5 protein-coding genes and 1 pseudogene are annotated in these 12766 nt (G+C 71.5%); all 6 read left to right on the top strand.

Annotated elements, in window-relative coordinates; all coding sequences use genetic code 11:
- Window positions 1-82: 82 nt before the first annotated feature.
- Window positions 83-1141, top strand: coding sequence for a FecCD family ABC transporter permease (locus BM536_RS17460; protein WP_073492152.1), 1059 nt, complete (start codon window positions 83-85; stop codon window positions 1139-1141).
- The gene (locus BM536_RS17455) at window positions 1138-2199 is read left to right on the top strand and encodes a FecCD family ABC transporter permease (protein WP_073492153.1); all 1062 of its coding nucleotides are present in this window, start codon (window positions 1138-1140) and stop codon (window positions 2197-2199) included. The genes BM536_RS17460 and BM536_RS17455 overlap by 4 nt, the downstream gene beginning before the upstream one ends.
- A 55-nt stretch (window positions 2200-2254) precedes the next feature.
- Complete coding sequence (locus tag BM536_RS17450) at window positions 2255-3109, top strand: ABC transporter ATP-binding protein (RefSeq protein WP_073492154.1); 855 nt, start codon at window positions 2255-2257, stop codon at window positions 3107-3109.
- A gap of 97 nt (window positions 3110-3206) precedes the next feature.
- Window positions 3207-4262: an iron-siderophore ABC transporter substrate-binding protein gene (locus tag BM536_RS17445; RefSeq protein WP_073492155.1), complete on the top strand. Its 1056-nt coding sequence runs from the start codon at window positions 3207-3209 to the stop codon at window positions 4260-4262.
- Between the two features lie 2 nt (window positions 4263-4264).
- Window positions 4265-6051: pseudogene (locus BM536_RS17440) on the top strand (ABC transporter ATP-binding protein).
- A 61-nt stretch (window positions 6052-6112) separates the two neighbouring features.
- The coding region (locus tag BM536_RS17435) for a non-ribosomal peptide synthetase (RefSeq protein WP_143650942.1) at window positions 6113-12766 on the top strand (6654 nt) is incomplete at its 3' end.

Here is a 12766-nt window from a genome sequence, read left to right as displayed (position 1 = left end):
GCCGCCGGCGCCCGCCGGGTGAGCCGCACCGGCGCCACCACCGTGCAACCCCCGCGAAGGCAAAGGGATAACGTACGTCGTCATGGCCACGACCGCAGTCGAGCGCCCCCCGTCCGGGGGCACAACAGAGGCCCGTCGGCGGCGGGTTGTGGGTTTGGGCACGCTGGTGGTGATCCTCGCGGCCGCGGGGACCGTGTCACTGGCCGTCGGTGCGCGCGCGCTGAGTCCGGCGGAGGTGTGGCACGGGCTGTTCGCCGTCCCGGACTCCGACCAGCGGCTCACCGAGATCAGGCTCATCGTGCAGACCGTACGGGTGCCCCGGACGGTGCTGGCCGTCGTGGCGGGCATCGCTCTGGGCGTCGGCGGCGCGCTCATCCAGAGCTACACGCGCAACCCGATCGCCGACACGGGTCTGTTGGGGGTGAACGCCGGTGCCTCGTTCGCCGTCGTGTCGGTGATCGCCGTGTTCGGGCTATCCGACCCCCTGCAGTACGTCTGGTTCGCCTTCCTGGGGGCGGGCGTCGCCGGTGTCGTCGTGTTCGGGCTGTCGAGCCTCGGCCGGGGCGCCGGCAACCCGTTGACGCTGGCGCTGGCCGGACAGGGGATCACGGTGTTCCTCGCCGCGATGACCACGGCGGTCGCGCTGACGGACCAGAAGTCGCTGAACGTGCTGCGGTTCTGGAACTCGGGCTCCCTGGCCGGTGTCGGGTTCGACGTCATCCGGCCGGTGACCGCGTTCATCGTCCTCGGGCTGGTGCTGGCCCTGACCACCCTGCCCGCCATCAACCTGCTCAACCTGGGCGACGACGTGGCGCGCGGGCTCGGCGTGAACATCGCCCTGAGCCGGACCGTCGGCATCGTCGCCATCACCCTGCTAGCGGGCGCGGCGACGGCGGCGACCGGCCCCATCGCCTTCCTCGGCCTGATGGTGGCCCATGTGGCCCGGTACCTCACCGGGCCGGACTACCGCTGGCTGGTGCCCTACGCGGGCCTCCTCGGCGCCATCGTCCTGCTGGTCTGCGACATCGTGGGGCGGCTGGTGGTGCGGCCTGGTGAGCTGGACGCGGGGGTCGTCGTCGCTCTCCTGGGCGCCCCGTTCTTCGCGTTCCTGGTGTGGCGCGGAAAGTTCAAGAGCGCGTGAACGGGACCGATGTGAAGCAGACGGTGGCGCCGGGCGTACGGCTCGGCCGGGTGTCGTTCGTGTGGCGGCCCTGGATCGCGGGCGTCACACTGCTGCTGGCGGCGGCCACCTTCCTGGTGTTCTGCCTGTCCATCGCCGTGGGGGACTTCCCCATCGGCCTGTCCAACGTCATCGCCACGCTCCTCGGCAGGGGCGAGCAGGTCGACGAGTTCGTGATCATGGACCTGCGGATGCCGCGTGCCCTGGCCGGGCTCGTCGTGGGGATCGCGCTGGGGGTGTCGGGGGCGATCACCCAGTCCATCGCGCGCAACCCCCTCGCCAGCCCGGACATTCTCGGGATCACCGGGGGTGCCGGCGCCGTCGCGGTGTTCCTGGTGACGGTGTCGGGCGGCACCGCCGCCGCGATCTCGGACACCGTCGGCGTGTCGGCGGCGGCCCTCGCGGGCGGCCTCGGGACGGGCCTGCTGGTGTACTTCCTGGCCTGGCGGCGGGGCATCGACGGCTTCCGGCTCATCCTCATCGGCATCTCGGTGAGCGCGGTGATGGAGGCGATCACCACCTGGCTGCTGGTCTCCGCCGACATCCGGGACGTCGCCCGCGCCCAGGCCTGGCTGGTCGGCTCGCTGGACAACCGGTCGTGGCACGAGGTCTGGGTGGCGCTCTGGTGCACCCTCGTCCTCCTCGTCGTCGTGTCGGGTGCCGCGTTCCAGTTCAAGCCGATGCACTTCGGCGACGAGGTCGCGGCGGGCCTGGGCGTCCGGTACGGCAGGGTGCGCGCCCTCCTGCTGCTGTGCGCCGTACTGCTGGCCGGTGTGGCGGTGAGCGCGGCGGGACCCGTGCCGTTCGTGGCGCTGGTGGCGCCGCAGGTGGCGATGCGTCTGACGAGGAGTCCGACGCCACCGATGGTGGCGTCCGGCCTCGTCGGATCGCTGCTGCTGATCGGCGCGGACCTGACCGCCCGCACGGCGCTGCCCGTCAGTGTTCCGGTGGGCGTGGTCACCGCGGCGGTCGGCGGCCCCTTCCTGGTCTATCTGCTGGTGCGGGCCAACCTGCGGTGACCCTGGGCCAGTTGCTGGTACAAAGGTGAGGCATACCTAAATAAAAGGGGGCCTTGTGGTCGCTCAGCACATCATCGGGATCGAGCCCGTGGTCGGGGGGACCGCAAGGCTGGCAGCCAGCGGTGTCACGGTCGGATACGGCGGCCGGATCGTCATCGACGATCTCGACGTGGCGATCCCGCCAGGGGTCATGACCACGATCATCGGCCCCAACGGCTGCGGGAAGTCGACCCTGTTGCGGACCCTGTCCCGACTGCTCAAGCCGACCAGCGGGACGGTCGTCCTGGACGGCGAGGACATCGCCAAGCTCAGGACGAGGGACGTGGCGAAGAAGCTCGGCCTGCTGCCGCAGGCTCCGGTCGCGCCGGAGGGGCTGACGGTGTCCGACCTGGTGGCGAGAGGCCGTCACCCGCACCAGAGTTGGCTGCGGCAGTGGTCCTCGGACGACGCCTCCGTGGTGGAGCGTGCGCTGGCCATGACCGGGGTCTCCGACCTGGCCGACCGCCCCGTCGACTCGCTGTCCGGCGGGCAGCGCCAGCGGGTCTGGATCTCGATGACACTGGCTCAGGGCACCGACCTGCTGCTGCTGGACGAGCCGACCACCTATCTGGATCTGGCGCACGCGGTCGACGTGCTCGATCTGGTGGACGACCTGCACGAGTCGGGGTGCACCGTGGTGATGGTGCTGCACGACCTCAACCTGGCCACCCGCTACAGCGACAACCTCATCGTGATGCGGGACGGCTCGATCCTGGCGCAGGGGCATCCGCGGGACGTGATCACCGCCGAGCTGCTGCACGAGGCGTTCGGGCTGCGCGCACAGGTGATCGACGACCCGGTGGGGGACCGGCCGCTGATCGTGCCCATCGGCCGCACCCACGTCAACTTCGTTACTGAAAAGGGCAGTTAGATCTTTAGTTAGGCTAGGCTAACCTCACTTTTCTCGGTAGGGTTTGCCTGCCCTGAGAACAAGGCGCAGCGGACAGTGCGAGAGCAAGGGATTGCGGATGTTCCTCCATCGAACGACCCTCAGGAAGCCCCGGCTTCGGCTCGCGGCGGTGCTTTCGGCCGCGACGCTCGCAGTGGGGCTCCTCGCGGGATGCGGTTCCGACTCGGACAAGGACACGACGGGCGACACCACCTCGAACGCTGCCGCCGCCGGCGCCTTCCCGGTCACCGTGGAGCACGCGTTCGGATCCACGGAGATCAGCAAGGCGCCCCAGCGCGTCGTCTCCGTCGGCTACACGGACGACCAGACCATCCTGGCCTTCGGCGTCAAGCCCGTCGGCATGGTCGACCAGTACCCGAACCCGGCCGGCCAGAGCCCCGACATCAACACCCAGTGGCCCTGGGTGAAGGAGAAGTGGGGCGACACCAAGCCCGAGGTCATCATGAAGAACGGTGACACCGGCCCCAACTACGAGAAGATCGCCGCCCTGCGCCCGGACCTGATCATCGCGGTCTACTCCGAGATCGACCAGGCCGCCTACGACAAGCTCTCCAAGATCGCCCCGACGGTCGGCCGTACCAAGGCCGAGAAGGAGCTGTTCAGCGCGCCCTGGCAGGACAACGCACTGCACATCGCCAAGGCGCTCGGAAAGGCCGAGGAGGGCGAGAAGCTGGTGCAGGGCATCCAGGACAAGCTCGACGCGGCCAAGAAGGCACACCCCGAGTTCGCCGACGAGACCGCCGTGGCGCTGTCCTGGTACGAGAACTCCGTCGCACCCTTCACCTCCACCGACGTGCGGGGACGCCTGCTGACCGGCATCGGCTTCACGTACCAGACCGAGATCGACAAGGTCGCCGAAGGCAGCTTCTACACCAAGCTCTCCCCGGAGCGCATCGACCTGGTCGACGTCGACCGCGTCTTCGTCATCAACGACAAGGCGGACACGGACGCGCTAAAGAAGTTCGAGCTGTTCACCAACCTGGACGCCGTCAAGAACGGCAAGGTGTCCTACCTGCTGGACAGCGAGGGCCCCGCGGTCGGCGCGGCCATCTCCCAGGGCACCCTGCTGTCCATGCCCTACGCCATCGACGAACTCGTCAAGTCGGCAGAGTAGGTGTGAGCACCACCGAGACGCGCGTCGTCCCGGCAACCCTGCGAACGGCGACCGGACGTGAGGCCGCCCGGTGGGTCGCGGCGCACTGCCGCGAGGTGCCGGGGCTGACGACGCCACCGTGCTCACCACGGTGGCCGGGGCGGCACTCCAGGTGCTGCCGGTCCTCCTGCTCGGCCGCGTCGTCGACGGTGTCGTCGAAGGCAGGCCGCAGTCGATCCTCGTCACGGTCGGCGCCCTGATGGTCGCCGCCGCGCTGCTCGGCGCGGCGGCCACCGCGGTGTCGACCTACCTGATCGGCAGGCTGGGCGCGGACCTGCTCGCCCGGCTGCGGGAAGGCGCCGTCCGGGCGGTGCTCGGGATGCCGAGCGCACGGATCGAGCAGGTCGGCCGGGGAGACGTCCTGTCCCGGGTCGGCGACGACGTGGCCGTCATCTCCAAGGGCATCCGGACGGCCGTCCCGACGGTGTTCTCGGCCGGCGTGCTGGTCGTCATCGCCACGCTCGGCATGTTCGGACTGGACTGGCGACTGGGCCTGGCGGGCGCCGGCGCGCTGCCCGCGTACGCGCTGGCCCTGCGCTGGTACCTCCCCAGGTCCGCCCCGCTCTACCGCACGCAGCGCGTGGCCCAGGCCGACCGCGCGCAAGCCCTGATCAGCGGCCTCAACGGGATCGACACGGTCCGCGCGTACCGCCTCGAGGACGCCTTCCGGGAGAAGGTCACCCGTGAGTCGTGGCGGGTGCGCGAACTCGGCATCGAGGTGTTCCGGTTCTTCGGCCGGTTCGTCGGCCGGGAGAACCGCGCCGAGTTCATCGGGCTCGTCCTCATCATCGTGGTGGGGTACGCCCTGCTGGAGGCCGACGCCGCCAGCCTCGGCGAGGTCTCGGCGGCCCCGCTGCTGTTCCACCGGCTGTTCACCCCGCTGGGCGCCATCATGTTCACCTTCGACGAGGCGCAGAAGTCGGGCGCGAGCCTGACCCGGCTGGTCGGCGTGCTGGGGGAGTCCGCGCCGGACCGCCTGGTCGGCGACGCCTCGGTCACGCAGGCCGACGCCGGCTCGTACCCGGTGACCGTGCGGGGACTGACCTTCCGCTACCCCGGCACGGAGGAACCGGTGCTGCGGGACGTCGACCTGACGATCCCGGCCGGCGGTTCGCTCGCCCTGGTCGGGGCGACGGGCGCGGGCAAGACGACGCTGGCCGCGCTCGTCGCCGGCACGGGGACACCGCAGTCAGGGTCGGTGCGCATCGGGCCGACCGACCTCGCCGACCTCGACGAGGCCGCCGCCAGGGCCCTGGTGAGCATCCTGACGCAGGAGACGCACGTGTTCTCCGGTTTCCTCGCGGACGACCTGCGGCTGGCCGCGCCGGACGCGACCGACGCCGAACTGATGGAGGCACTGCGCACGGTCGGCGCCGACGGATGGGTCGAGGCGCTGCCCGACGGCCTTGCGACTCCGGTCGGCGAGGGCGGCGAGCGTCTGGACGTCACCAAGGTCGCCCAGATCGCCCTGGCCCGGCTGGTGCTGGGCCGGGCACCGGTGGTGGTGCTCGACGAGTCGACCGCGGAGGCCGGCAGCGAGGGCGCCGCCGAGCTGGAGCGGGCCGTGCTGGCCGCGTGCGCGGGCCGCACGACGCTGTTCGTGGCGCACCGGCTGACCCAGGCGATGGCGGCCGACCGGATCGCCGTACTCGACGCGGGACGCGTCGTGGAGCAGGGCACCCACGAGGAACTGGTGGCCCTGGGCGGCCGGTACGCCCGACTGTGGCGGGCCTGGCGAGAAGGCAGTTAGGCACACCGCCTGAGTCAGCTTGGGCCAACTCTCATTCCGTGGAAGGGAAGCTGAGTCTTCGATGATGGAACCGAGCGCTCGTCCCGCACTGCTTTCCGCCACGCGGCTGGCCGACGTGCGCCGACGGACCGGTGACTACTCCGACCGGACCATCGCCGAGGCATGTGCCATCGGGCTGTCGTACTGGGCGACGGGCCGGAGCCCCGACGGCATCGACCTCACCCCCGGCACCCTGTTCACCGAGATCCTCGGCTGGGTCGACAACGGCGGTGACGGCCCCGGCGGCCGGGAGGCGGGCGCGGACGGCCGGAGCGTCGCCGTCCCCGAAGGAGTCACCCTTGCCGACGCCCAACTCGCGCTGGACGACCTCGCCGACTTCCCGGACCGACCCGTCGGCACCATCGGCCCGGCCGGCCCGCAGGCACGGCTGGCGGCGCTCGCCGCATGGAACGACACCCACGCCGACCGGGTCCGCCCGACCATCGTCGAGCTGTTCCGAGAACAGGCGCGCACCAGGCCCGACGCCGTCGCCGTCGTCGACGAGCACCGCACCCTGACCTACCGTCAGGTGGCCCAGCGGTCGGCTCAGTTGGCTCACCGTCTGATCGAACGCGGACTCACCGCCGAACAGGTCGTCGGCATCTCGCTGGGCCGCTCCGCCGACATGGTGATCGGACTGCTCGGCGTGCTCCAGGCGGGCTGCGCCTTCGTGCCGCTCGACCCGCAGTGGCCCGCCGCCCGCCGCGCCGTCGTCATCGAGGACGCCCGGGTCGTCGTACAGCTCAACGCCTCGGGCGAGCCCGGCCCGGACGAGCCGGAAGCCCTGGCCGTCGACCTCGGTGACTGGCGGTACGGCAGCCACCCCACCGAGGCTCCGGCCGTCACCGTCCCCGGTGCCGCCCTGGCCTACGTCATCTTCACGTCAGGCTCGACCGGCCGGCCCAAGGGCGCGATGATCCGCCACGAGGCGATCAGCGAACGCCTGCTGTGGCAGGTCGACGAGATCCTGCGCTTCGGCCACGACGACGCGTCCCTGTTCAAGGCGCCGCTGTCCTTCGACATCTCCATCAACGAGATCTTCCTGCCGCTGGTGTCCGGTGCCAGACTCGTCGTCCTGCGGCCCGGCGGCGAACGCGACCCGCACCACCTGCTGAGCGTGATCGCCGAGCAGCGCGTCACCTTCACCTACCTCGTCTCCTCCATGCTGGACGTACTCCTGGAGATCGCGGGCGACTCCGGCAGCCTCGACAGCCTGCGGCACGTGTGGTGCGGCGGAGAGGTCCTGACCCCGGAGCTGTACGAGCGGTTCCGCACCAAGCTCGACATCCCCATGTACCACGGCTACGGCCCGGCCGAGACGACCATCGGCGTCTCGCACGTCATCTACCGGGGTGCCGCGGAACGCCTGTCCACCTCGATCGGCAGGGCCAACCCCAACACGCAGTTGTACGTCCTGGACGACGAGCTGCGCCCCGTCCCGGTCGGGGTCGGCGGCGAACTGTACGTGGGCGGGTTCCTCCTGGGGCGCGGATACGTCAACGCGCCCGGCCTGACGGCGTCCCGGTTCGTGGCGAACCCCTTCGCCGACGACGGGTCCCGCCTCTACCGGACCGGTGACCTCGCACGGTTCGCCCCCGACGGATCGCTGGACTTCCTCGGCCGAGCCGACAACCAGATCAAGATCCGCGGCATGCGACTGGAGATCGAGGACGTCGAGGTCGGCCTCGCGGAACACCCCGGAGTACGGCACACCTGTGTCGTGGCCAGGAAGAACACCGCCGGCGGCAGCTACCTGATCGGCTACGTCATCCCGGCCGCCGGACGCGAGGACCTGCGGGCGGACGAGGTCAGGGCCTGGGCCGCCGCGCACCTGGTCGAGTACATGGTGCCCGCCCACATCGTCGTGATGACCGAGTTCCCGCTCACCGCGAACGGCAAGCTCGACCGGAACGCGCTTCCGGAGCCGGTGACCGCCACCGGCTCGATCGTGCCGCCCGCCACGGAGAACGAACGCCTGGTGTGCGCGGCCGTCGCCCAGGTGCTGCGACTGGACGAGGTCGGCGTCGACCAGGACATCTTCCAGCTCGGCGCGGACAGCATTCTGGCGATCTCCTTGTTGAGCGCGCTGCGCGCGGCGGGCCTCCACGTCACGGCACGGCAGATCTTCACCCACAGCGTCGTCGGAGCCCTGGCGGCGGTGGCCGGCCGTGAGGACAACGCGCGGGTGGACCACGCGGACGTCCCGACCGGGTCCGTCGTCGGATCGCCCATCGTGCAGTGGCTCGCCGAGACCACCGACGCGATCGACGGCTTCGTGCAGTCGGTGGTGTTGAACACGCCCGCCGACCTGACCGCCGACGCCCTCGACAAAATCCTCGGCGCCGTGGTCGCACGGCACGACATGCTCCGCGCCAGGCTGGTGCGCGGAGACCGCTGGAGCTTCGACATCCCGGAGGCGGGCGGCGCCGTCCCGGACTGGCAGGAGAGCGACCGGCCGCTCGACGAGTGCGTCACGCTGGCCACCGACGGTCTCGACCCGGCGGGCGGCGTGATGCTGCGCGCCGTATGGCGCCGCGAGGCACAGCAACTCGTCCTGGCCGCCCATCACGTGGTGATCGACGGTGTGTCCTGGCGGGTCCTGATGGAGGACCTGGCCACGGCCTGGCGGCAGCTCACCTCCGGAGCGCCGATCGAGCTGCCTCCGGTCGGCACCTCGTTCCGGCGCTGGACGCAACTGCTGGAGCGCACGGCGTTCGACGCGGACCGCGTCCACTACCAGCGCCCCCTGCCGGGAGCGGACGGGCCGCTGGGAAGACGCCCGCTGTCCGCGTCCGACACCGTCGCGCGGGAGCGGCTGCGGACCGTCTCGGTCGGCGCCGAGGCCACGGCCGCGCTGCTGGGCGAGATACCCGCGAGGTTCCACGCGGGCGTCAACGACGTACTGCTCACCGCGCTCGCCGTCACCCTCGCCCGCTGGCGCCGCGACCTCGGGCAGGACCAGACGTTCGCCCACATCGAACTGGAGGGCCACGGCCGCGAAGGACGGTTCGTCGCGGACGACGCCGGCTTCGAGCCGGACCTCTCGCGGACCGTGGGCTGGTTCACCACCCTGTTCCCGGTGACCGTCGACCCCGGCGCGGCGGCCGACCTCACCGCCCCCGACCACCTGGCCGCCGCCCTCAAGGCGGTCAAGGAAGACCTCGCCCGGGTGCCGGCCAACGGCCTCTCCTACGGCGCCCTGCGTCACCTGGGCGACACCCGGTTCGACGCGCCCGCACCTCAGGTGCTCTTCAACTACCTGGGGCGCTTCGACGCCGGCGCCTCCGGCGACTGGCAACTCACCTGCGCCACAGGCCAGTTGGGCGAGAGGCGGGACCCGCGGATGCGCCTGCCGCGCGCCCTGGAGTTCAACGCGATCGCCGAACCCGCCCCCAGCGGCGCCTACGAACTGGCCACCACCATCTCCTGGCCCGACGGCCTGTTCACCGAAGAGGACATCACGACCCTCGGCGACTACTTCCACGAGGCGCTGACCGCACTGGCCGCACTCGACGGGGGCGGCCACTCGCCCAGCGACTTCCCCCTGGTGCCGCTCACCCAGGCGGACGTCGACACCCTGGACGGCCCGGCGCTGCGGGACATCCTGCCGCTGACCCCCCTGCAGGAGGGCCTGTACTTCCACTCGGTCTTCGACGACGACTCCGCGGGCGCCTACGTCGAGCAGCAACTGCTGACCCTGGACGGCGAGGTGGACGCCGACCGGCTCGCGACCGCGGCCACCCGGCTGCTCGCCCTGTACCCGAACCTGGCCGCCCGGTTCGTGGCCCTCGCCGACGGCCGCGTGGTCTCCGTCCTGGAGAGCGGCGTGGAGGCCCCGTTCACCACGCTGGACCGCCCCGGCATCACCGACGCCGAGATCCTCGACCACGCCGAGCGGGACCGCCGCGCCGGATTCGACCTGGCCACCGGCCCGCTGATGCGGTACACGCTCATCCGCGCCGGCTCCGGCCGCACCGTCCTCGTGCAGACCGTGCACCACATCGTCGCCGACGGCTGGTCGGTGCCGCCGATGCTCCGCGCGCTGCTCACCGAGTACCACGCGCCGGGCACCGTGCATCCGCTCGGCGGCTTCCCCGACTATGTGCGCCGGCTCGCCGAACGCGACGACGACGAGAGCGACCGGGTGTGGCACGAGCAGCTCGCCGACCTGCCCGGCCCCGCACTGGTCGCCGAGGGACACACCCCCTCCGACCGGTTCGCCGACACGGCGGTGGAGCCGGCGGAGGACATCGACGCGGCGGCCCGGGCGGCCGGAGTGCCGCTGAGCGTGGCCGTGCACAGTGCCTGGGCCCTCACCCTGGGCGGCATCCTGCACAGTGGCGACGTGGTGTTCGGTTCCACGGTGTCGGGGCGCGACATGGATGTGCCCGGCATCGAGGACATGGTGGGCCTCTTCATCAACACCATTCCCGTGCGGGCCCGTTGGTCCGCCACCAGCACGGCCGGGGACCTGCTCGCCTCGGTCCGGGAACACCAGAGCGCGGTCCTGGCGCACCAGCACGTGTCCCTGGCCAGGATCGGCCGCCGGGCAGGCACCGGCCCCCTCTTCGACACCCTGGTCGTCTTCGACGTGGCGACCGACGTGGACGCCCTGCGCCGCCCCGACGACACACTGGTCATCACCGACATCGTCAACGAGGGGGCTCCGCACTACCCGTTGACCCTGGTCGTGGAGCGCACACCCGAGGGTCGCCCGCGCTTCGGCTTGATCTACGACGGCGAACTGCTGCGGGAGGCGAGCGCCCAGGAGCTCCTGAGCACGTTCACCCGGACCCTCACCGGCCTGCTCACCCAACCCGGCACCCCGGTCGACGAGCTGGCGCCCGCCGCGCGTCCCGCGCCGGTCACCCCGATGACGCTGGGCGGCCTGTTCGACGCCGCCGCACACCGCGACCCGGCCGCCACCGCCGTCACCCAGTGCGGCCTCGACGGCGGAACCCGTTCCCTGACCTACGGCGAACTGGACCGCGCCAAGGAGGAGTTGGCGTCAGCCCTGCGCGCTGCCGGGGTCGGGCCGGGCAAGCTGGTCGCCGTCGCCGTGCCGCGCTCCCTGGAACAGGTCGTCGCCCTGGTCGCGATCGTCAGCGCGGGCGGCGCGTACGTACCGCTGGACCTGGCGTACCCGGACGAACGGCTGGAGTACATCCTCGCCGACGCCGCCCCGCAGGCCGTCCTCGTGGACCGTGAGCAGCGGGACCGGTTCACTCGACTGCTGACCCGTGCAGGGGTCACGGCCCGCGTCCTGGTGCAGGGCGACGAACCGCCGTCGCGAACAGGCCGGTCGGGGGCGGAGGTCACCTGGCACGACCCCGCCTACGTGATCTACACGTCCGGATCGACCGGCAGGCCCAAGGGTGTCGTCGTCCCCCACTCGAGTGTGGTGACACTGCTCGCGAACACCGGGCCCGCCATGGGCTTCGGCCCCGATGACGTGTGGGTCCAGTTCCACTCCTTCTCCTTCGACTTCGCGGTCTGGGAGTTGTGGGGCGCGCTGGCACACGGCGGTGAGCTGCTGGTGCCGGAGTACGGACTGACCCGCTCCCCGGTCGACTTCCACCGGCTCGTCCGCGAGCGCGGAGTGACCGTGCTCAACCAGACCCCGTCGGCGTTCCACCAGTTCGTCGAGGCGGACCGGCATGCCGACGAGCCGCTGCCCGCACTGCGCCGGATCGTCTTCGGGGGCGAGGCGCTGGACCCCGGGCGGCTGCGCGGGTGGGTGGAGCGGCACGGTACCGGCTCGCCCGAGCTGGTCAACATGTACGGCATCACCGAGACCACCGTCCATGTCACCCACCGGGTGCTCACCGACGAGGACTTCTGCGCCGGCGACGAGGTCAGCCCGATCGGCGGCCCGATCCCCGGTCTGGTCACCCATCTGCTCGACGACCGGCTCCGCCCGGTGCCGCCCGGCCGCGTGGGCGCCATCTACGTCGCCGGTGACCAGGTGTCGCTCGGCTACCTGGGCAGGCCGGGGCTCACCGTCGGCCGGTTCGTGGCGGACCCGTTCGCCGGAGACGGCTCCCGCATGTACCACACGGGCGACCTCGCCCGCCGTACGCTCGACGGCGAGCTGGAGTTCGTGGGGCGCGCCGACGACCAGGTGCAACTGAAGGGATTCCGCATCGAGTTGGGTGAGGTGGAGTCCGCGGTCAGGGAACTCGACGGTGTGGTCGACGCTGCGGTCACCGTGGCGGACGGAGCCGACCACCTCGTCGCGCACGTCGTCGGCCGGGTGCCCGGTGACCTCACCGGCCTGCTGTCCGCGAAACTCCCCGTCCACATGGTGCCGGGCCGGGTGCTGCCGATCGACGCCCTCCCGCTCACGGTCAACGGCAAACTGGACCGCGAGGCCCTCACCGAGCGCGCCACCCGTGACGAGACCCCGGTCGTGGAGAGTGACGCGGTGGGTGACTCCGTACTCACCGCGATCGTCGGCATCTTCGCCGAGACGCTGTCCGACGCGGCCGTGGACAGCGACACCGACTTCTTCCGGGCCGGGGGTGACAGCATCGTCGCCATCACCGTGATCAACCGGGCCAGGGCACTCGGCCTGCCGATCGCGCCACGGGACGTGTTCCTGTTCCGGACCCCACGCGCGCTCGCCCAACACCTGGGGACCCGCACCCCGCCCACCCCGCCCGCCGCGTCCGCACCC

This window comes from Streptomyces phaeoluteigriseus (assembly GCF_001896135.2).
Lineage (GTDB): Bacteria > Actinomycetota > Actinomycetes > Streptomycetales > Streptomycetaceae > Streptomyces > Streptomyces phaeoluteigriseus.
Note: the sequence above shows the minus strand (reverse complement) of the source record. Positions and strands in the feature narration are given on the sequence as shown.

What these genes read in the sequence shown, in the direction of transcription:
- BM536_RS17460 (WP_073492152.1), top strand. Translation starts at nt 83, where the DNA reads ATGGCCACGACCGCAGTCGAGCGCCCCCCGTCCGGGGGCACAACAGAG.
- BM536_RS17445 (WP_073492155.1), top strand. Translation starts at nt 3,207, where the DNA reads ATGTTCCTCCATCGAACGACCCTCAGGAAGCCCCGGCTTCGGCTCGCG.